General features: G+C 59.6%; 16 protein-coding genes. 3 read left to right on the forward strand and 13 right to left on the reverse strand.

Annotated features, from left to right (window positions below; genetic code table 11):
- Positions 1-25: 25 nt before the first annotated feature.
- Together rlmF and ABJ99_RS20880 are read right to left on the reverse strand one after the other, a co-directional pair.
- Entirely contained in the window at positions 26-1,012 is a 987-nt protein-coding gene (gene rlmF / locus ABJ99_RS20875; protein WP_054087525.1) for a 23S rRNA (adenine(1618)-N(6))-methyltransferase RlmF, read from the reverse strand.
- Between the two features lie 102 nt (positions 1,013-1,114).
- Positions 1,115-3,961 (reverse strand): valine--tRNA ligase, encoded by a 2,847-nt coding sequence (locus tag ABJ99_RS20880; RefSeq protein ID WP_054087423.1) that lies wholly within the window; start codon positions 3,959-3,961, stop codon positions 1,115-1,117.
- Between the two features lie 180 nt (positions 3,962-4,141).
- Between ABJ99_RS20880 and ABJ99_RS20885 the strand changes: the two genes are divergently transcribed.
- Positions 4,142-5,275, forward strand: a complete 1,134-nt coding sequence (locus ABJ99_RS20885) for an RHS repeat-associated core domain-containing protein (protein WP_054087526.1) — start codon at positions 4,142-4,144, stop codon at positions 5,273-5,275.
- 42 nt (positions 5,276-5,317) lie between these two features.
- Here the strand turns inward: ABJ99_RS20885 and ABJ99_RS20890 are convergent, their stop codons facing one another.
- From ABJ99_RS20890 to ABJ99_RS20900, 3 genes are read right to left on the reverse strand one after another with little or no spacing between them, the layout of a single operon-like run.
- Positions 5,318-5,746: a hypothetical protein gene (locus ABJ99_RS20890; RefSeq protein ID WP_054087424.1), complete on the reverse strand. Its 429-nt coding sequence runs from the start codon at positions 5,744-5,746 to the stop codon at positions 5,318-5,320.
- Positions 5,747-5,753: 7 nt separating this feature from the next.
- Positions 5,754-6,182: a DNA polymerase III subunit chi gene (locus ABJ99_RS20895; RefSeq protein ID WP_054087425.1), complete on the reverse strand. Its 429-nt coding sequence runs from the start codon at positions 6,180-6,182 to the stop codon at positions 5,754-5,756.
- Between the two features lie 59 nt (positions 6,183-6,241).
- A complete protein-coding gene (locus tag ABJ99_RS20900; RefSeq protein WP_054087426.1) occupies positions 6,242-7,732 on the reverse strand; it encodes a leucyl aminopeptidase in 1,491 nt (496 codons plus the stop codon).
- 317 nt (positions 7,733-8,049) lie between these two features.
- Between ABJ99_RS20900 and lptF the strand changes: the two genes are divergently transcribed.
- On the forward strand, positions 8,050-9,177 hold the full coding sequence (lptF, locus tag ABJ99_RS20905) for an LPS export ABC transporter permease LptF (protein WP_054087427.1): 1,128 nt from the start codon (positions 8,050-8,052) through the stop codon (positions 9,175-9,177).
- On the forward strand, positions 9,164-10,225 hold the full coding sequence (lptG, locus tag ABJ99_RS20910; protein WP_007252999.1) for an LPS export ABC transporter permease LptG: 1,062 nt from the start codon (positions 9,164-9,166) through the stop codon (positions 10,223-10,225). Before lptF ends, lptG begins: the two co-directional genes overlap by 14 nt.
- A gap of 151 nt (positions 10,226-10,376) precedes the next feature.
- On the opposite strand, the gene ABJ99_RS20915 is transcribed toward lptG, so the two are convergent.
- The 8 genes from ABJ99_RS20915 to ABJ99_RS20950 form a co-directional block, all read right to left on the reverse strand.
- Complete coding sequence (locus ABJ99_RS20915) at positions 10,377-10,589, reverse strand: cold-shock protein (RefSeq protein ID WP_054087428.1); 213 nt, start codon at positions 10,587-10,589, stop codon at positions 10,377-10,379.
- A gap of 400 nt (positions 10,590-10,989) precedes the next feature.
- Complete coding sequence (gcvT, locus tag ABJ99_RS20920) at positions 10,990-12,114, reverse strand: glycine cleavage system aminomethyltransferase GcvT (RefSeq protein ID WP_054087429.1); 1,125 nt, start codon at positions 12,112-12,114, stop codon at positions 10,990-10,992.
- A 68-nt stretch (positions 12,115-12,182) separates the two neighbouring features.
- Positions 12,183-15,047: an aminomethyl-transferring glycine dehydrogenase gene (gcvP, locus tag ABJ99_RS20925; RefSeq protein WP_054087430.1), complete on the reverse strand. Its 2,865-nt coding sequence runs from the start codon at positions 15,045-15,047 to the stop codon at positions 12,183-12,185.
- A gap of 10 nt (positions 15,048-15,057) precedes the next feature.
- A complete protein-coding gene (gene gcvH, locus ABJ99_RS20930; protein WP_054087431.1) occupies positions 15,058-15,441 on the reverse strand; it encodes a glycine cleavage system protein GcvH in 384 nt (127 codons plus the stop codon).
- A 302-nt stretch (positions 15,442-15,743) separates the two neighbouring features.
- Positions 15,744-17,861: a putative bifunctional diguanylate cyclase/phosphodiesterase gene (locus ABJ99_RS20935; protein ID WP_054087432.1), complete on the reverse strand. Its 2,118-nt coding sequence runs from the start codon at positions 17,859-17,861 to the stop codon at positions 15,744-15,746.
- Positions 17,862-17,870: 9 nt separating this feature from the next.
- Positions 17,871-18,260, reverse strand: coding sequence for a response regulator (locus tag ABJ99_RS20940; RefSeq protein WP_054087433.1), 390 nt, complete (start codon positions 18,258-18,260; stop codon positions 17,871-17,873).
- On the reverse strand, positions 18,245-19,975 hold the full coding sequence (locus ABJ99_RS20945) for a PAS domain-containing sensor histidine kinase (RefSeq protein WP_054087434.1): 1,731 nt from the start codon (positions 19,973-19,975) through the stop codon (positions 18,245-18,247). Before ABJ99_RS20945 ends, ABJ99_RS20940 begins: the two co-directional genes overlap by 16 nt.
- A gap of 296 nt (positions 19,976-20,271) precedes the next feature.
- Entirely contained in the window at positions 20,272-21,780 is a 1,509-nt protein-coding gene (locus ABJ99_RS20950; RefSeq protein WP_054087435.1) for a sigma-54-dependent transcriptional regulator, read from the reverse strand.
- Positions 21,781-21,927 lie beyond the last annotated feature (147 nt).

The following is a 21,927-nucleotide window of genomic DNA, read 5'->3' on the forward strand; positions in this document are numbered from 1 at the left end:
GGCTTGGGCACGAGAGTCCACTCGGTCAGCCCGTTATGCGCTGTGCCTTTTCAAGGAAGGTCCAGGCCACGAAGCGGCTCTGTTTCTGACCTTGGCCCATCTCCACGACTTTCACTTCAAGCGCGCCGGCTTTTTTCAGGGCGCTCTGGATCGGCGGCAGATTGCTCGCCTTGGATACCAGCGTACTGAACCACACCACCTGGCCAGGTAATTTGGCGCTTTCCTGGATCAGTTGCGTCACGAAACCGATTTCGCCGCCTTCGCACCACAATTCCTGAGACTGCCCGCCAAAGTTGAGCACCGGCAGCTTGCGCTTGGGATCAGCCTTGCCCAGTGCGCGCCATTTGCGCTGACTGCCGCGTTGCGCTTCGTCCAGCGAAGCATGGAAGGGCGGGTTGCAGAGGCTCACGTGGAAGCGTTCGCTGCTGTCGAGGAGCCCGAGCAGGATCTGTTTGCGATTGCCCTGCAGGCGCACGCTGACGGCCTTTTGCAAACCGTTCGCTTTGACGATGGTGGTCGCTGCCGCGATGGCTGTGCTGTCGATGTCCGAACCCACGAACTGCCAGCCATAATCGCTGTGCCCCAACAGCGGGTAGATGCAGTTGGCGCCGGTGCCGATATCCAGAGCCCTGACCGATGGCCCGCGCGGGATCACGCCCTCGTTGTCCTCAGCGAGCAAGTCGGCGAGAAAGTGCAGATAGTCTGCACGCCCCGGAATGGGCGGGCACAGATAATCGGCCGGAATGTCCCAGTGCGCGATGCCATAGAACGCCCTGAGCAATGCGCGGTTGAACACCCGCACCGCCTGTGGGTTGGCGAAGTCGATGCTTTCCTTGCCGTAGGGATTGAGAATCACGAATGCGGCCAGTTCAGGACTGGATTTGATCAGCTTCGGAAAATCGTAGTGCCCCTGATGACGATTGCGCGGGTGCAAGGTGGCTTTCTCACGCGGCGCTGCTGGCTTTGCCGGGCGTTGAGGCTTCTTGCGCGGAGGTTTCGGGGTATCGGTCATGGATTCGATTTCGGCTGCGAGTAGGTCAATACAGGACATTGGGATGACAAAGGCCAGATAACAAAAAGCCAGCCCACGTATGGGCTGGCTTCTCTGACCACCTTACAGGCTGGCGATGCGCGCGTGTTGCTCGGCCAGCTTGCCCAGCGCCTGTTCGGCCTCGGTCAGCTTGGCGCGCTCCTTGGCGATGACTTCAGGCGGTGCCTTGTCGACGAAGGCTGCGTTGGACAGCTTGCCGCCGACGCGTTGCACTTCGCCTTGCAGGCGCTGGATTTCTTTGTCGAGGCGCGCCAGTTCCGCGCCCTTGTCGATCAGCCCGGCCATCGGCACCAGCACTTCCATGTCGCCCACCAGTGCGGTGGCAGACAGTGGCGCTTCGGCGCCATCGGTGAGCACGGTCATGGATTCAAGCTTGGCCAGCTTCTTGAGCAGGTAATCGTTTTCGCTCAGACGACGCTGGTCTTCGGCACTGACGTTCTTGAGGAACAATTGCAGCGGCTTGCCCGGACCGATGTTCATTTCGCCGCGGATATTACGCACAGCGAGCATCAGACCCTTTAACCATTCGATGTCGTCTTCGGCAGCCTGATCGATGCGTGCTTCGTTGGTCACGGGCCAAGGTTGCAGCATGATGGTCTTGCCTTCCACACCGGCCAGCGGCGCAAGGCGCTGCCAGATTTCTTCGGTGATGAACGGCATGAACGGATGCGCCAGACGCAACGCTACTTCCAGGACACGAACCAGCGTGCGACGTGTGCCGCGCTGACGTTCGACTGGTGCGGTTTCGTCCCACAGCACCGGCTTGGACAGCTCCAGATACCAGTCGCAATACTGGTTCCAGATGAACTCGTACAAGGCCTGCGCGGCGAGGTCGAAACGGAACTGATCCAGTTGACGGGTCACTTCGGCTTCGGTGCGTTGCAGTTGCGAGATGATCCAGCGATCAGCCAGCGACAGCTCGACCGGTTCGCCGTTCTGCCCGCAGTCTTCGCCCTTGTCCAGCACGTAGCGCGCGGCGTTCCAGATCTTGTTGCAGAAGTTGCGGTAGCCTTCGACGCGACCCATGTCGAACTTGATGTCGCGACCGGTGGACGCCAGCGAGCAGAAGGTAAAGCGCAGGGCGTCGGTGCCATAGCTGGCGATGCCTTCGGCGAATTCCTGACGGGTCTGCTTCTCGATCTTCTTCGCCAGTTGCGGTTGCATCAGGCCACTGGTGCGTTTCTGCACCAGCGTTTCGAGGTCGATACCGTCAACGATGTCCAGCGGGTCCAGAACGTTGCCCTTGGACTTGGACATCTTCTGGCCCTGGCCATCACGCACCAGGCCGTGGACATAAACGGTCTTGAAAGGCACTTGCGGCGTACCGTCTTCGTTCTTCACCAAATGCAAGGTGAGCATGATCATCCGGGCAACCCAGAAGAAGATGATGTCAAAACCGGTGACCAGCACGTCGGTGGAGTGGAAAGTTTCCAGCGCCTTGGTCTTTTCCGGCCAGCCGAGCGTGGAGAAGGTCCACAGCCCCGAGCTGAACCAGGTGTCGAGTACGTCATTGTCCTGTTGCAGCGCGACGTCCGGGCCAAGGTTGTTTTTGGCGCGAACTTCGGCTTCGTCGCGGCCTACATAGACCTTGCCTGACTCGTCGTACCAGGCCGGGATGCGATGGCCCCACCAGAGCTGGCGGCTGATGCACCAGTCCTGGATGTCGCGCATCCACGAGAAGTACATGTTTTCGTACTGCTTGGGCACGAACGCGATACGGCCGTCTTCTACCGCAGCAATCGCCGGTTCGGCCAGCGGTTTGGTGGACACGTACCACTGATCGGTCAACCACGGCTCGATGATGGTGCCGGAGCGGTCGCCCTTCGGCACTTTCAGGGCGTGATCGTCAACGCTGACCAGCAGCCCGGCGGCGTCGAACGCAGCAACGATCTGCTTGCGTGCTTCGAAACGGTCGAGACCGGCGTAGGCGGCAGGCAGGCTGCCGTCGACGCTTTCATTCAGTGTGCCATCGAGGTTGAACACCTGAGCAGCAGGCAGAACGCTGGCATTCTTGTCGAAAATGTTCAGCAGCGGCAAGTTATGGCGCTTGCCGACTTCGTAGTCGTTGAAATCGTGCGCCGGGGTGATTTTCACGCAGCCGGTGCCGAATTCAGGGTCACAGTAATCATCGGCAATGATTGGAATGCGGCGGCCGACCAGCGGCAGTTCGACGAACTTGCCGATCAGCGCCTTGTAGCGCTCGTCCTGCGGGTTCACGGCAACCGCCGCATCACCGAGCATGGTTTCCGGGCGGGTGGTGGCAACGATCAGGTAATCCAGGCCTTCGGCGGTTTTTGCGCCATCAGCCAGCGGGTAGCGCAGGTTCCACAGGTGGCCTTTCTCGTCGTGGTTTTCGACTTCGAGATCGGAAATCGCGGTGTGCAGCTTGGTGTCCCAGTTGACCAGCCGCTTGCCGCGGTAGATCAGGCCGTCCTCATGCAGGCGCACGAAGGCTTCTTTCACGGCTTCTGACAGGCCGTCGTCCATGGTGAAGCGCTCACGGCTCCAGTCGACCGACGAACCCAGTCGGCGGATCTGACGGCTGATATTGCCACCGGACTCGGCTTTCCACTCCCAGATCTTGTCGAGAAACTTCTCGCGGCCCAGCTCATGACGGCTCACGCCTTGCGCTTCGAGACGCCGCTCCACCAGCATCTGCGTGGCAATACCGGCGTGGTCGGTGCCCGGCTGCCACAGCGTGTTGCGACCCTGCATGCGACGAAAACGGATCAGGGCGTCCATGATCGCGTTGTTGAAACCGTGACCCATGTGCAGGCTGCCGGTGACATTCGGCGGCGGGATCATGATGGTGTACGAGTCACCCGCGCCTTGCGGAGCGAAGTAGTTCTCGGACTCCCAGGTCTGATACCAGGAAGTTTCGATGGCGTGCGGCTGGTAAGTCTTGTCCATGCGCGGCGGGAACCTGTGGCCTTGATTCGGAAACCGGCAAGTATAGACCTGTGGGCAAGCGACAAGCCACAGGAGTAGCTGTGAGCTTTAAGCTGCAAGCTGGCAGTTCTGTCAGTAGGCGGCGTGTGGGCCATGGGGCATGATCGATATTCAGACTTTACTTGCAGGGCGGACGCCGCCATGGACGACACGCCTGAAGCCAGACGCGCACTGTGTCGATATCGCTATGACGCGCTTGATCGTATTGCCGTCGTCGATCCCGAGGCGCAGGAGGCGGTTTCGCGGTTCTATCAAAAAAACCGTTTGACCGTCGAGATACAGGGCGCTGTGCGTCGTCGTTTGCTTCACGGCGAAGACCGTTTGCTGGCGGAATATAAAACTGAAGGCTCCAGTGTCAGGGCGGACCTGCTGGGCACCGACATGCAAGGCAGTGTGCTGGAGGCTGTGAGCGGGCAAGAGCGCCAGTCGTTGGCTTACAGTCCCTATGGTCATCGCGCGCAGGGCGGCCCCTTTTCCGGTTTCAACGGTGAGCGCGCGGACCCTGTGACCGGACATTATCTGTTGGGTAAGGGCTATCGTGCTTTCAACCCGGTACTGATGCGGTTCAATAGTCCGGACAGCCTGAGCCCATTCGGGCGGGGAGGCTTGAATGCGTATGCGTATTGTCAGGGGGATCCGGTTAATCGGAGTGATCCGGGTGGGCATATTTCATCTCCCTTTCTTGCACGCATGAGGATGCACTTCAAGCCACGTAGCTCGGTTACCATTGAGAATCTGCCGGACGAAATGATTGGAAAGATACTTGAACGCCTGTCTTTCACAGACGTAAACGAACTGGGCAAAGCGTCCACCAGATTGAACAGCGCAATCGCCATGCAGGCCGCTTGGCATTTGAAAAAGCGTTGGGCAGGCGGAAATAATCCAAGCGCATTGTCACGCCTTAACGATGTTGTGAAAAACGATCCAAGCCATTCGTTCAGCGCGTTCAGGAATGACCACTTCAAAACAGGGTTCGAAGAAGCAGTGAACAACGTCGACCAAATAATGAGTAATCAAATCCAGGCGGCCAAGCGTGCGGAGCAATCATTCTTTGAAGAATTCACGGGTATATCAAATGCGAGCCATTACGAATTTGGAGAGCAATTAGCTATTAAACGTCAGGAGCACGCACGTTCTCCCGACATCCTGCGAGAAATTAATAGGGATGCGGGTAAACGCACGAGGTTGACGGGGGCCAAGTTCACCAGCATTGGTCGTAAGGCAGATATGATGCGATTGGTAGCCGAGATCCGCACCGCATTGAACTCTCCCTGACAGAATTTCTGCGCGCGTGTGTTCCGGATTCCTGACCACCCCTCACTTCTGCTGCTGCGCCAATAACCGCTCCAGCCTGGCCTCCAGCCGCCGCTTGATTTCAGTCTCGATATGCGGGGCAAAGTCATCAATCACGTCCTGCATGATCAATTGCGCAGCGGCGCGCAGTTCGTTGTCCAGATGCAACAGGGCATCGGGATTAGGCAGCGCTGGTTGGGCTTGCTGAACCTGCTCGACGGAGGCATGAGGCTCATCGGGCGTCAGAGTCGGGATATCGTCTTCGTCGAAGTCCTGTTGATGCGTGTTGTCTGGCCGGTTGCCGACCACATCGAACAACAACGGAATCTGCCCTTCGCGTTGAACCGTATCGTTTAGCAGAGCAGGGTGGTTGGCGTCATCGCCGAGCAATTGGCGGATCGATTCGAGGTCGTCCAGCAAATGCGCGGATCCAGCTTTGTTTGAAGTGTCCATCGGGTCCTCAAAGACGCTGCAGTCGGTGATCTTGCGGAGGATAGCCCTGTTCGCGGTAGGAGCGGAAACTCTCGCGTGCGGCAAGGCGTATGGCCGGGTCTTCGACAACCACTTCCGCCACGCGGGCGAATCGGCTGAAAAAGGCCGGAATGCTCAGGTCGAGGTTGACCAGCAGGTCGTCGTGCGCCCCCGGATCTGCGCCAAGGCCCAGCACCACCGGGGCATCGTGATCGCTCTCGGCGTCGCCATGGGGCAGAAACACTTCGCCCTTGAAGCGCCAGAGGCGGGCGTCGAGGTCTTCGCGCTGCGCTGCATCGCTGCAGTGCAGGTAAACCCTGTGGCCGAGCCGCCAGGCTTTTTCCGTCAGTTTGCAGGCAAAGTCCAGGCGAGCTGCAGGGTCGGCACTGGGCAGGATGTAAAAATCGACTTGAGTCATGTGGGGTCCGTAACCGGTGGCGTATCGAGGGTGAGCCCGATACGCCAGGGTTGCTTTACTTAAACGCCCGCGCGGTCGAGCAGGTACTGGGTCAGCAACGGAACCGGACGCCCGGTGGCGCCTTTGTCCTTGCCGCCGCTCAGCCATGCGGTGCCAGCGATGTCCAGGTGAGCCCACTCGTAGGCTTTGGTGAAGCGCGACAGGAAGCAGGCTGCGGTGATGGTGCCGCCTTTCGGACCGCCGATGTTGGCGATGTCGGCGAACGGGCTGTCCAGTTGCTCCTGATACTCATCGAACAACGGCAACTGCCAGGCACGGTCATCCGCTTGCTTGCCCGCGTCGAGCAACTGATTGATCAGCGCGTCGTTGTTGCCCAGCAGGCCGGAGGTATGACCGCCCAAGGCAACGACGCAGGCGCCGGTCAGGGTGGCGATATCGATAACGGCCTGTGGCTTGAAACGCTCGGCGTAGGTCAGCGCGTCGCACAGCACCAGACGGCCTTCGGCGTCAGTGTTGAGGATTTCGACGGTCTGGCCGCTCATGGTCGTGACGATGTCGCCAGGGCGCGTGGCGGTGCCGCTCGGCATGTTTTCGGCGCAGGCCAGAATGCACACCAGGTTGATCGGCAGTTTCAACTCCAGCACGGCGCGCAGGGTGCCGAACACGCTGGCAGCACCACACATGTCGAATTTCATTTCGTCCATGCCGGCAGCCGGCTTGATGCTGATGCCGCCGGTGTCGAAGGTGATGCCTTTGCCGACCAGTACGTACGGCTTGTCGCCTTTCTTCGCGCCCTGATAATTCATCACGATCAGGCGCGGTGGCTGGGCGCTGCCCTGTGCCACAGCGAGGAAAGAGCCCATGCCCAGTTCAGCGAGTTTCTTCTCGTCGTGAATCTCTACTTTCAGATTCTTGTGTGCCTTGCCCAGCGCCTTGGCTTCTTCGCCCAGGTAGGTCGGGTGGCAGATGTTCGGTGGCAGATTGCCCAGATCGCGGGTCAGCGCCATGCCGGTGGCGATTGCTTGCGCGTGAGCAGAAGCGCGCTCGACGTCGGCCACGCTGAGCTTGTCGGTCAGCAGGGTGATTTTCTTCAGCGGGCGCGCTTCGGCCTTCTGGGTCTTGAAGCGGTCGAAGACGTATTCGCCATCGGCCAGTGCCTCGACCAGCAGGCGAGCCTTGCCGTAGGTATCGCGGTTCTTCACGGACAGGTCATCCAGAACAATCGCTGCATCGCTGCCGCCCAGACCCTTCAGGCACGTGAGAACGCCGCCGACGAGCTTCTTCAATTGACGATCCGACAGCTCGCCATCCTTGCCGGTGCCGACCAGCAGAACGCGCTCGGCCTTGATATTGGGCAGGTTGGTCAGCAGCAGGCTCTGGCCCGACTTGCCCGCCAGGTCGCCACGTTTCAGAACGGCGGAAAGCGCGCCGCCGCTCAGGGTGTCGACCACTTGGGCAGCGCCGGCCAGCACGCGGCTTTCACTGACGGTGACCACCAGCGTTGCGATTTTCAAGGTTTCTGGGCTTACGCTTTTAACAACCAATTCCATGTGGGGTCCCCGAATAGGCGATGAGAGTCGCAATATGAATAATGTGCGCGGCAGGGCCTGTGTGTTTTCAAGGGCGATGGCCGCGATAAGCCTTGCAGTTTGACCCCGCTGCACGACTGCTGACAACCCCGTAAAGCCGTCTGCTTGACCGGTATGTGCGATCTATCCCCGGTGTGCAGTGACAGAAACGCACAATCACAGGATAATGCCGCATATTTTTTATGCCCACGCCTTTTGCAGGCGTGAATTTCCGGTTGCCGTGGCTCACAATTTTCCCTGTTTGGCTGCCTGAGCCTGACAACTCTGGAGTGTCTGGTTTGATTGTCTTTCGTTATCTGTCTCGAGAAGTACTGCTTACCCTGAGCGCAGTCAGCGCCGTGCTGCTGGTGTTCATCATGAGCGGACGGTTCATCAAGTACCTGGCGCAGGCCGCTTCCGGTGCGCTTGATCCAAGCGTGCTGTTCATGATCATGGGCTTCCGCCTGCCGGGGTTTCTGCAGGTGATTCTGCCACTGGGGCTGTTTCTCGGCATTCTGATGGCATACGGGCGTCTCTATCTGGAAAGTGAAATGACCGTGCTGGCCGCGACCGGCATGAGCCAGCAGCGTTTGCTCGCCATCACCATGGGCCCTGCGGCGCTGGTCGGGCTGGTGGTCGCCTGGCTGAGTTTCAGCCTCGCTCCACAGGGGGCTGCGCAGTTTTCGCAGTTGATCAACCAGCAGGATGCGATGACCGAGTTCGACACGCTGGTGCCGGGTCGCTTCCAGGCGTTGCGTGACGGTACGCGCATCACCTACACCAAGGAGCTTTCCGATGATCGTTCGCAACTGACCGGCGTGTTCATTTCCGAAAAGCGCATGTCCAGCGACAAGAGCAAGGACAACGGTATTACCGTGCTGGTGGCCGAGAAGGGGCATCAGGAGGTTCAGCCCAATGGCAGCCGCTTCCTGATTCTGGAAAACGGCTATCGCTATGACGGTAATCCGGGGGCTGCCGACTACCGCGTGATCAAGTACGACACTTACGGTGCGGCATTGCCCAAGCCGGAAATCAGTGAAGAGGTCACCGACCGCGAAGCCATCCCGACCAGCGAGCTGTTTGGTAATCGTACCGCGCGTTCTGTTGCCGAGTTGCAATGGCGTATCTCACTGCCGCTGTCGGTGTTCATCGTGACCCTGATGGCCATTCCGCTGTCGCGCGTCAACCCGCGCCAGGGCCGCTACCTGAAGCTGCTGCCGGCGATCCTGTTGTACATGTCGTACCTGGCCATTCTGATCTCGGTGCGCAGTTCGCTGGAGAAAGGCAAGCTGCCGCTCAGTCTGGGCATGTGGTGGGTGCACGCCATCTACCTGGCCATCGGCCTGGTGCTGTTCTACTGGGAGCCTATACGGTTGAAAATGGCGAGTCGTCGTAGCGTCACGGAGGTGACTCGTGGTCAAGCTTGATCGTTACATCGGTAAAAGCGTGCTGCTGGCGATCCTGGCGGTGCTGGGGATCATTCTGGGGCTGGTTTCGTTGTTCGCGTTCATCGATGAGATGGGCGATATCAGCGACACCTATACGCTGCCGGATGCGCTCAGCTACGTCATGATGACCGCGCCGCGCCGCGTCTACGACACCTTGCCGATGGCTGCCCTGATCGGCTGTCTGATCGGTCTCGGTTCGCTGGCCAGCAGCAGCGAGCTGACCATCATGCGCGCCGCCGGTGTGTCCATCGGGCGAATCGTCTGGGCGGTCATGAAGCCGATGCTGCTGCTGATGATCGCCGGCGTGCTGGTCGGTGAATATGTCGCGCCTTACGCCGAGAACAAGGCTCAGGCGGCACGTTCGCTGGCGCAGGGGCTGGGTGATGCGCAAAGCGCCAAACACGGTCTGTGGCATCGTCAGGGCGAGGAGTTCATCCACATCAACACGGTGCAGCCTAACGGGCTGATGCTGGGTGTCACGCGTTATCGCTTCGACGACCAGCGCCACATGCTAACCTCCAGTTTTGCCAAGGAAGCCCACTTCAAGACCGATTACTGGGAATTGAAGGACGTGACCACCACGCATTTCAATGACGGCCGTACCGAAGTTATCAATACTCCGGACGAGCGCTGGGATGTATCGCTCAGCCCGCAACTGCTCAGCACCGTAATCATGCCGCCCGAGTCGCTGTCGATCAGTGGTCTCTGGAGCTATGCGCACTATCTGGCCGATCAGGGCTTGAGCAACGGCCGTTACTGGCTGGCGTTCTGGACCAAAGTATTGCAACCGGCCGTGACCGTGGCACTGGTGTTGATGGCTATTTCCTTCATCTTTGGTCCGCTGCGTTCCGTAACGCTGGGGCAGCGGGTGTTCACAGGGGTTGTGGTCGGTTTCACGTTCCGCATCATTCAGGACCTGCTGGGCCCGTCGAGCCTGCTGTTCGGCTTCCCGCCGCTGCTGGCTGTGCTGTTGCCTGCCGGGGTGTGTGCGCTGGCAGGTGTGCTGCTACTGCGCCGCGCGGGGTAACGCGTCGCAACGTTAATGAAACGCCGACCTCGTGTCGGCTTTTTCATGTGCGAGGGTTCGCACCGCACGACGCAGAAGTTCGCTGTTTACCCGATCACAGATGCACAAAAGCCTCTGGCATCACTGCCAGAGGCTTTTGTGCAGGCGTTGCTTAGCCTTCTGTCTGAACTTCGTCAGCCTGCAGGCCTTTCTGGCCCTGTACCGAAACGAAGGTAACTTTCTGGCCTTCTTTCAGGCTCTTGAAGCCGCTACCCTGAATCGCGCGGAAGTGTACAAACAGATCCGCCCCGCTCTCAGGAGTGATAAAACCAAAACCTTTTTCGTCGTTGAACCACTTGACGGTACCGCTCTGACGTTCAGCCATTTTCTTATTTCCTTTGACGCTTGAATTAATGACAGCCTCTTTACAGGAAAGAGCACTGGGGCTGGTTGCAGGAAGTAAGAAACGTAGAGCGGGTGTAGCAACCTAGAGCTACTGCCCAGGCCCAGATTCAGCGACCCATGCAAACACAGTTCAGAAACTCTACGCCAACTCTCATTACAAAAACAAGCCCCTGTGTTTCCCTGTTCAGTACCCTGTTTACGGGGCTTCAACGAGGGCGCACGGGTGTTCACTGATTAAGTGCAGGCGCAGGCGCTATATAATATTTTGCACTTTATAGGTGCGTTTTTGACATAACGCGTTCACTGTTCCCGAGGGGTTGAAGTCTTCGGGAACAGCAGTATGGGTGCGAAATCTGTTGTTGTTTTTTTGACGCCTTTATTTAACCGCGGAAGTAACGCTGTGCAACGAAAGGCATTTTAGTTACACGCATCGGGACTTTCTTGCCACGCACCATGGCCCAGACCGGGGTATCCAGCGCCGCATACTGGCTGTCCAGATAACCCATTGCCAATGGACCGCCCAGGCTAGGGCCAAAGCCGCCGCTGCACACGGTGCCGATGACCGAATCCTGCTCATCGACGATCTGCGTGCCTTCCCGCACCGGAGTGCGTTCCTGTGGCAAAAGGCCGACGCGCTTCTTGTCCACGCCGTTTTGCTGTTGAGCGAAGATCTGTTCGGCACCCGGAAAGCCGCCTGCGCGCGCGCCGTCAGCGCGGCGCACTTTAGAGATCGCCCACAGCAGGCTGGCTTGAATCGGTGACGTTTCGGTATCCATGTCATGCCCGTAAAGGCACAGGCCTGCTTCCAGACGCAGCGAGTCACGCGCGCCAAGGCCGATAGGGTCGACTTCCGGCTCTTCCAGCAGGCGACGCGCCAAGGCTTCTGCCTGCTCGGCCGGGACCGAGATTTCATAGCCGTCTTCACCGGTGTAGCCCGAGCGACTGACGTAGCACTGAACGCCCAGCAGCGCGACACTGGCGAATTGCATGAAAGTCATGCTCGCCACCTCGGGGGCGAGGCGTGCCAGCACCGTTACGGCCTGCGGACCTTGCAGCGCCAGCAGGGCGCGTTCTTCGAACAGCGGTTCGATCGTGCATTGACCGGCCAGGTGCTGGCGAAGGTGGGCGAGATCCTGTTCCTTGCAGGCGGCGTTGACCACCAGCATCAATTGCTCGTTACCAAGGTTGGCGACCATGAGATCGTCGAGGATGCCGCCGGACTCATTGGTGAACATCGCGTAGCGCTGCATACCGACCGGCAGATCGATGATGTCGACGGGCACCAGGGTTTCCAGCGCCTTGGCGGCACCGGCACCGCCGAGGCGGATCTGCCCCATGTGCGAGACATCGAACAGCCCCGCCTGAGCGCGGGTGTGCAGGTGTTCCTTCATCACGCCGGCCGGATATTGCACAGGCATGTCGTAGCCGGCGAAAGGCACCATCTTCGCGCCCAGTTCGCGGTGAAGGGCGTTCAAAGGGGTGATCAGCAGCTTCTCTGTGGACATTTTTGATTCCTCGTAAGGCAAGCCATACGCCTGCGCCCTGACCAACGGCGCAGGCCGGCAGCAGGCGATCAGACTTCCTGATAGCTCTCGATGGACGGGCAGGCGCAGACCAGATTGCGGTCGCCGAATACGTTGTCGACGCGGCCGACCGGAGGCCAGTATTTGTTTTCGATCAACGAATCGACCGGGTACACCGCCTGTTCGCGGCTGTAAGGGTGACTCCACTGGCCGACGATTTCCGCAGCGGTGTGCGGTGCGTTTTTCAGTGGGTTGTCGTCCTTGTCCAGCGTGCCTTCTTCAACTGCACGGATTTCTTCGCGGATCTTGATCATGGCATCGCAGAAGCGGTCCAGCTCTTCTCTGGATTCACTTTCGGTCGGCTCGATCATCAGGGTCCCGGCCACCGGGAACGACATGGTCGGTGCGTGGAAGCCAAAGTCGATCAGGCGCTTGGCCACGTCATCGACGCTGATGCCGCTGCTGTCCTTGATCGGACGCAGGTCAAGGATGCACTCATGGGCAACCAGACCGTTGGCGCCGGTGTACAGCACCGGGTAATGCTCTTCCAGGCGCCGTGAGATGTAGTTGGCATTGAGGATCGCCAGTTGCGAGGCGCGCTTGAGGCCTTCGCCACCCATCATGCGGATGTACATCCAGGTGATCGGCAGGATGCTGGCGCTGCCGAATGGCGCTGCGCAAACCGCGCCTTCCTTGCGCTCCATGCGTGCGTGACCCGGCATGAAGGGCGCGAGGTGCGCTTTGACGCCAATCGGGCCAACGCCCGGGCCACCGCCGCCGTGCGGAATGCAGAAGGTCTTGTGCAGGTTGAGGTGCGAGACGTCGCCGCCGAACTTGCCCGGCGCGCACAAGCCGACCATCGCGTTCATGTTGGCGCCATCGATGTAAACCTGGCCGCCATGGTCATGAACGATGCCGCAGATTTCGCGAATGCCTTCTTCGAACACGCCGTGGGTCGACGGATAGGTGATCATCAGCGCCGCAAGCTGGTCGCGGTGCTGAGTGGCCTTGGCGCGCAGGTCTTCGATGTCGACGTTACCGCGCGCATCGCAGGCGGTCACCACGACGCGCATGCCAGCCATGTTGGCGGTCGCCGGGTTGGTGCCGTGCGCCGATGACGGGATCAGGCAGATGTCACGGTGCTGATCGCCACGGCTCTGATGATAAGCGCGGATCGCCAGCAGGCCAGCGTATTCACCCTGGGAGCCCGCGTTCGGTTGCAGCGAAATCGCGTCATAGCCGGTCGCCGCGCAGAGCATGGTCTCCAGTTCGTCGGTCAGTTGCTGGTAACCAGCGCTCTGCTCGGCAGGGGCGAAGGGGTGCAGATTGCCGAACTCGGCCCAGGTCACCGGGATCATTTCGCTGGCGGCGTTGAGCTTCATGGTGCACGAGCCCAGCGGGATCATGGTGCGGTCCAGTGCCAGGTCCTTGTCGGCCAGTTTGCGCAGGTAACGCATCAGCTCGGTTTCAGAGTGATAGCGGTTGAACACCGGATGGCTGAGGATGGCCGATTGGCGCAGCAGGGCAGCGGGCAGGCGCGACTGAACGCTGTCCGCCAGCGCGGCGAAATCCGGAATGCTCTGACCATCGCTGGCAAAGATTTCCCACAGCGTTTCGACCGCCGACTGTGATGTGGTCTCGTCGAGTGACAGGCCCAGACGCTGCTCGTCGATCTCGCGCAGGTTGATGTGATGCGCGCGTGCGGCGGCGTGCAATGCGGCGGTCTGGCTGCCGGTGACCAGCGTCAGGGTGTCGAAAAAGAACGCTTGTTCGGTTTTCAGGCCCAGCTGGTTCAAGCCTTCGGCCAGGGTGGCGGTCAGGTGGTGCACGCGGTTGGCGATCTGCGTCAGGCCGCGCGGGCCGTGATACACCGCGTACATGCTGGCGATATTGGCCAGCATTACCTGTGCGGTGCAAATGTTGCTGGTGGCCTTTTCACGACGAATATGCTGCTCGCGGGTTTGCATGGCCAAGCGCAGGGCCTGCTTGCCGTGGCGATCCACCGACACGCCGACCAGACGGCCCGGCATGTCACGCTTGAACGCGTCGCGGGTCGAGAAATAGGCCGCATGCGGGCCGCCGAAGCCTAACGGTACACCGAAGCGCTGCGCACTGCCGATGGCCACGTCTGCGCCGAACTCGCCGGGCGGGGTCAGCAGGGTCAGGGCCAGCAGGTCGGCCGCCACTGCTACCAGCGCGTTGGCAGCGTGGAAGCGCTCGACCAGTTCGCGGTAATCGAACACATCGCCATTGCTGGCCGGGTATTGCAGCAGCGCACCGAAGTACTCGCTGACATCGCTCAGTTCGGTCTCATCGGCAACCACGACCGTGATCCCCAGCGGTTCGGCACGGGTGCGCAATACATCGAGGGTCTGCGGGTGGCAGTGGCTGGAGGCGAAGAACTGCTGACTGCCTTTGTTCTTGCTCAGGCGCTTGCAGAACGTCATCGCTTCCGCCGCTGCGGTGGCTTCGTCCAGCAGCGAGGCGTTGGCAATCGGCAGGCCGGTCAGGTCGCTGATCAGGGTCTGGAAATTGAGCAGCGACTCCAGACGGCCTTGGGAAATTTCCGGTTGATACGGGGTATAAGCGGTGTACCAGGCCGGATTTTCCAGCAGGTTGCGCAGGATTGGCGCCGGTGTATGGGTGTTGTAGTAGCCCTGGCCGATGTAGGTTTTGAACAGCTGGTTCTTGCTGGCGATGGCTTTGATGGACGCCAGCGCATCGGCTTCGCTCTGTCCGGCAGGCAGATCGAGCACGCTGGTGCCCTTGATGCTTTCCGGGATCACGCTTTCGCTCAATGCTTCGATCGAGTCAAAACCCAGCGTTTGCAACATGGCCAGCTCGTCGTCGGCGCGCGGGCCGATGTGACGGGCGATGAATTCGTTGGCGGTGCTCAGTTGAATACGGTCAGTCATGGCGTGCTCCTCAGGCTTCGGCGTTGGCTTTGATCAGGCGGTCGTAGGCGTCCTGATCCAGCAGGCCGTGGATCGCGTCGGCTTTTTGCGGGATGAAGCGAAAGAACCAGCCAGCGCCAAGGGCGTCTTCATTAACCAGCTCCGGCGTGGCGTCGAGCGCGGTGTTGACCTCGACCACTTCACCGTCCAGCGGCATGTTGATGCTGCTGGCGGCTTTGACAGATTCCACCACCGATACCTCGGCGTGTTGAGTGTAGGCCTGCAATTCCGGGAGCTGCACAAAGACCACGTCACCGAGCGATTCCTGCGCGTAGGGGGTAATGCCAACTGTCACGCTGCCGTCGGTTTCGGCTCGCAGCCATTCGTGGTCAACGGTGAATCGCAAATCGCTCATACAGGCTCCTCAAAGAACAGGCCTCGCGTCAGGCGCGAGCATATGAGAAGACACTTAGCAATTTCACGGCCATGTTTTATTTGTTCAATAAAATCAACTAGTTAGGTTGTTTTGGGGACGCCGATCGAATGTGTGCTGTAGCGAAATCGCTACAGTCAGTGGGCGCCTGGAAATGGCTGAACGATCAAGGCCTTGAAACGAAGGGCGGTACACGGTGTGTAGCGAAATCATTCCGGTGGAATGATTTCATGACGGGTGGACGACGCCCTTGGTCTTCAGCGCCGCCGTGCAAGATTAAACTGTTAGCCGACCTGCTTTTCGGAAGCGCGCAAAAAACTTTCCAGCTCTGCAAGTGGCAACGGTTTGCTGATCAAATAGCCTTGAATCTGATCGCAATGGCTCTCACGCAGGAACGCCAGTTGCTCAGGCGTCTCCACGCCTTCGGCGATCACTTTAAGGCCCAGGCTGTGGGCCAGTTCAATGATTGCCCGGGCGATGGCGGCATCCTGCGGATTGCTGGTCACCTCGCGAACGAAAGCGATGTCGATCTTGAGCTTGTGGATCGGGAAGCGGCGCAGGTACGCGAGGCTTGAATAGCCGGTGCCGAAGTCGTCGATTGAAATACTCACGCCTGCTGACTTGAGCGTTTCCAGTGTCGCGATGGTGTGCGAGGTGTTTTCCATCAGCGAGCTTTCGGTCAGTTCGACTTCCAGCCAGCGCGGTTCGACCCGATGCTTGGTCAGGGCCTGACGGATGTCGGCGACCAGACTGCTGTTGGAAATCTGCTGGCCAGACACGTTGACCGCGACTTGAAACAGTCCCAGCCCTGAGCGCTGCCAGCGGGCAATCTGCGCGCAGACGCTGTCGACCACCCAGTTACCGACCTCACCGATCAGGCCGAGGCTTTCCAGTACCGGCACGAACACCGCAGGCGAAACACCTGGCTGGCCGGGACGCGGCCAGCGCAGCAATGCTTCCAGCCCGCAGATCCGGTTATCGTCCAGGTTGAGCTTGGGCTGATAGACAATCTCGAACGCCCGTTTCTCTACCGCGTCGCGCAAGGCGGTTTCCAGCTCCAGGCGCGCCGAAACGTCGGCGTTCATTTGTGCGGTATAGAACCGATAGCTGTCGATGCCGAATTTCTTCGCGTTGTTCATGGCGGTGTAGGCGTGCCTGATCAGCTCGCGCGCGTCTTCGCCATCTTCCGGATAAAGGGCAATGCCGATGCTGGCGGTCATGACGATGCTTTGGCCTTCGACATGAAAAGGCACCCGCAACGCTTTGCGGATACGTTCCAGGGTCTTGCGCGTGTCGGCCTGGCCGTCGCGGATCATCAGAATCAGGGCAAATTCGTCGCCGTCCACGCGTCCGAGCGTGTCGCTGGCGTTGAGGCACTCCGAGAGTCGATGGCTGACTTCCAGCAAAACCTGATCGCCCAGGACGTGGCCCCAGGTTTCGTTGATATTCTTGAAGCCATCCAGGTTGACTGTCAGCGCCGCCAGCTTCCAGCGACTGATGGCCGCCTGAGTGAGGCCCATTTGCAGACTGGTGAAAAACAGGTCACGGTTCGGCAGCCCGGTCAGGGTGTCGTAGTGGGCCATAGTCAGCAGGCGTTGATCGCTTTCCTTGCGTCGGGTGATGTCGCGCACGATGCCGACGATGACCCAGTCTTCGCCGGTGCGATACGCCTGGCGATGGATTTCCACTTCGACATCATTGCCGCTTTTGTCGCGAATCTGGGTCTCGAGCGGTTCACTGGGGCCTTTGCCGGCGATGATCTGGTCATACACGACCTCCAGGTTTTCCATGGAGGTCTCGCCCAGCTCGGCCGGCGTCTTGTGCGACAGTTCCTCAGCGGTGTAACCCAGCAACTGACAGGCCCTGCGGTTGAATTCGATGAGGCTCATGGTGTTGCGATTAATCAGGAAGATCGCGTCTTCCGAGGCGTCCATCACGGTGCGGAAGCGCTCCAGATCGATGGTGCGCTGTTGCAGCTGCTCTTCGAGAATCATGCTGTGGCTTTTCAGGTAGTCGCCAAATGATTTGAGCCGTAACAGATTGCGCACCCGCAGCCACAGCTCAGAGCTGTCCACGGGTTTGTTGAGATATTCCTCGGCACCGGCTTCAAGCCCGGACAGGCGCGCGCTTTGCTGGTCGAGTGCGGAAAGCATGATGATCGGGATGTTGGCGGTGCTTTTATTGGCTTTCAGCTGGCTGGCCACTTCATAGCCGTCCATGCCGGGCATCATGATATCCAGCAGGATCAGGTCCGGCGCGTGGAGTTCGACCATCTCCAGCGCGACTTCCCCCGACTCTGCTGTCAGCGTCTGATAGTTCTGATTCTGCAACAGAACCTCCAGCAGGTCCCGGACATGGACATCGTCATCGACAATCAGGATCGTTGCGGCGCTCTTGGTCATGACATGTGCTCAGGTAAGGGGCTGTTGAGCCGGGCTTTTGTCGAGGAGGGAATCGATAACCCGGTACAACTCCTGGTAGCGCAGGGGCTTGATGATGTAGGCATTGCAGCCTGCCAGGCGGATTTTCTCTTCGTCTTCTTTCATCGCCATTGCAGTCAGTGCGACCACAGGAATCGCTGCGGTGCTGGCGTCTTTCTTCAGCAGTGAGGTGGCTTTCAGGCCATCCATTTCCGGCAACTGAATGTCCATCAGGATCAGGTCAGGCTGATGCTCGCGCGCCAGTTTCAGGCCGGTTTCGGCGTCCGTTGCGCAGAGCACGGCGTGCCCGGCGCTGGTCAGTAACAGTTGGGCCAGACGCATGTTGGCCGCGTTGTCTTCGACAATCATGATCTGGGCCACTGCGCCTCCCCGGCTTCGAGTGTGCGGATCGGCAGCCAGACCACGAAGCGCGCGCCGAGGTCTTTGACGCTTGCCACCGCCACGCTACCGCCATGCAGCTCGGCCAGTTGCTTGACCATCGCCAGGCCCAGCCCCGTGCCTTCGAATTTACGTGCCAGGCCACTGTCGATCTGGCTGAACGCCTTGAACAGCTTGTTCATGTCGCTCTGCGCGATGCCTATGCCGGTGTCGCTGACGCTCAGTTCCAGAAACTGCTGGTAGTCACCGGGCGGTATCGGGAATACATGCGTCGGCCAGTCGCCATCGAGTACGCCCGCTTGCGCGCTGGGCACCAGGCGCACCGACAGCGTGACCCAGCCTTCCGGGGCGCTGAACTTCACCGCATTGGCCAGCAGGTTGTAGACGATCTGTTTGGTTTTGCGTCGGTCCAGCTCCAGCAGGCCGAAGTCGGCTTCGGTCTCCAGCTTCAGTTGAATGCGCTGCAGCGCTGCCTGCTCGCGGACGATCAGCAGGCTGTTGCTCAACAGTTCGTCCAGATCGACCGGTTCCAGCTCCAGCGTCATCATGCCGGCCTCGACCTTGGACAAGTCGAGGATGTCGTTGATGAGCGAGAGCAAATGCTGGCCACTGTTGAATATATCGCCGATGTAACCACGCTGGGCGTCGCTCATGTCGCCGACCATTCCGTCTTTGAGAGCTTCCGAAAAGCCAATGATCGCGTTCAAGGGCGTGCGCAATTCATGAGACATGGTCGCCAGAAACTCGGACTTCATGTGGCTGGCATGCTCCAGCTCGATGTTTTTCTCTTCCAGCGTGCGTTCGAAACGCTTGCGCTCGGTCACATCGCGAGCCGCGGCAAATACACCCTTGAGCTTGCGATCACGGTCATGGAAGGTGGCGGCGTTGTACGACACGACGGTTTCGGTGCCGTCATAGGCACGCACAGTGAGCTCGTAATCACTGACCTTGTGTTCGCTGATCACGCGCTTGATCGCCGCATCGGCGCTCGCCGGGTCGGTGAAGAAATTCTTGCAGGGGGCACCGATCAGTTCGTCGCGGGTGCGTCCGGTCAGCGCCATCATCTGCTTGTTGACGTCGGAAATAATGCCCTGCGGGTCGGTCATCATCAGCGCATCGATGTTCGATTCGATCAGTGAGCGGGTATAGAACTGCTGATCCCGCAGCCGCTGATCGAGCAACGCCTGGGCTTCTTCTTCCTGCTTGCGGGCCGTGTTATCGGTGCCGATGAGCAGATAGCCGATGATGGTTTCGGTGCTGTCGCGCAGCGAGGTGACCGAGACCATCGCTGACAGGCGGCTGCCATCCTTGCGGATGTAGGTCAGCTCGTAAATGTCTTCGATGCCGCGTGAGGCCTTGAACACCAAGGCTTCAAAGCCCGGCGTGATAGGCGTATTCAGCTCATGGCTGAGCGCTGCGGCGCGGATGATCAGCTCGGCGGGGTCGGAAATATCGGCCGGGGTTATTTTGTCGACCACATCTTCGGAGTGATAACCGAGCATGCGTTCGGCGCCGACGTTGAAAATCTGGATGACGCCGTGTTCATCGGTGGCGATGCTGGAGAAATAGGCGCTGTTGAAAATGGCGTCCTGAAGCGCACCGGTTTTCAGCAGGATTTTCTGCCGGCGGGATTCGACTATCGTTTCGGCACGAGACTGTGGCTCGGCGGCTTGGCGGTCTACTGGCGGGGTTTGCATGATTCTTTCCCGTTACTACGTGACCCTGCCTGCCATGACGGCCGTAATACAAGCTTACGAACACCCATTCAAATGGGTGATAAGAGGTTTGTCGAACATACCAGAAGGCTATCGGCAGTTTATTTATTTAATGAAGCTTTTCTGAATGTTTTTCAGACAAATCTTGCTGGCAAGCTAGGGTCTGTTCCCGTTTCNGTTGCAGGACTTGAAAAGGGAACAACCATTCTCTGCGTCCTGCGCCTGGCCTGGCGAGATTTGGCCCAGCAACGCGGCTCGCGATGAAACGGGAACAGAGCCTAGGGCTTGGCAGAGATTCCGTACTTTCGCAGGCGGTGCGCGATAGCGGTGTGCGAGGTGTGCAGGCGGGCGGCCAACTGCCGAGTGGAGGGGAAATCGGCGTAAAGTTTTTCCAGAAGTTCCTTTTCAAACATGGCGATGGCGTTCTCGAGGCTGTCGACCGGCGCGTCGTTCTGGCGTGCCACTGCCGTACCTGCGATGTCCAGGTCGCCTATATCCACATGGGTGGCTTCGCAGATGGCGGCAGCGCGAAATATCACGTTTTGCAATTGGCGCACATTGCCCGGCCAGCGGTTGCCCAGCAGGGCAGGGTAGGTGGCGTGTGCCAGTCTGCAGACCGGGCGCTGGATCTGTGCGCAGGCCTGTTCCATGAAATAACGCGCCAGCAATAAAATGTCCTGACCACGTTCGCGCAGGGGGGGCACGTGCAGATTGAGCACGTTGAGGCGATAGAACAGGTCTTCGCGGAAGGTGCCTTCGCTGACCATTTTTTCCAGATCGCGATGGGTTGCGCTCAAAATCCGCACATTGACTCTGATTTCCCGATCCCCGCCAACGCGTCGAAAGCTGCCGTCATTGAGAAAGCGCAGCAGTTTCGCTTGCAGGTACGGCGACATTTCGCCGATCTCGTCAAGAAACACGGTGCCCTTGTTAGCCAGTTCCATCAGTCCTGGCTTACCGCCGCGCGCGGCACCGGTAAATGCGCCGGGTGCGTACCCGAACAGCTCGCTTTCCGCCAGATTTTCCGGGAGCGCTGCACAGTTCAAGGCCAGAAAGGGCTCGCCATGGCGCGCGCTGCTGGCATGGCAGGCTCTGGCAACGAGTTCCTTGCCGGTCCCTGTCTCACCCTGAATCAGCAGCGGAGCGTCGAGCGTTGCGACGCGTTGTGCCCGGGCTTTGAGTGTGCGGATTGCCACCGAGTCGCCTAGCAAGGCATCAAAACCTTCGGCGTGATCATGGTGCAGCGCCGACAGACGCTCGCCGATCCGGCTGGGCAGGTACAGCGTGATCAGCGCGCCCGCTTCGGTGATCGGTGTCGCATCGAGCAACAAGGCTTCACCGTTCAAGGTGATTTCGCGCAGTGGCAGGCGAAAGCCGTTTTCCAGCAGCGTTGTCTGCAGGCCGGGTGCGACCAGCAGTTCATCAATGGATTCACCGGCTGGCTCACGACCGATCAGCGCAATCAGCGCAGGATTGGCCAGCAGTACATGCCCGGCACTGTCCAGCGCCAGCACCGGGTCGGTCATGGCGGCGAGCAACGCGTCCAGTTGCAGATGGCGGCGTTGACCGGGAAGGATGTCCACCACCGTGATCGCTTCCACACCCCGAACCCGGAATAGTGCGTCCTTGAGCTCTTCGAGCATCTGATGGCTGAGGGTGGGCGCATCGATGTACACGTTGGGCGGCACCATCTCCACGGCATCCAGATTCAGGTTGCGCCCACCCAGAATCGCCAGCACTTCCTGGGTGATGCCAACGCGATCGATGAAACTGACGTGGATACGCATGGGGCCCTGACGGTTCGCAACGAAGAGGGCGGCAAGTATGCCTTGTGGTGACGGGTTTGGTGAAATCCGGCGGCATACAGTGCATCAGGCACGATCAATGTGGCCTGTTTCAGGGCCGCTCCGCAGCCCCTCGCGGACAAGTCCGCT

It is taken from the genome of Pseudomonas syringae pv. cilantro (genome assembly GCF_001293775.1).
In the GTDB taxonomy this organism is placed as follows: Bacteria; Pseudomonadota; Gammaproteobacteria; order Pseudomonadales; family Pseudomonadaceae; genus Aquipseudomonas; species Aquipseudomonas syringae_P.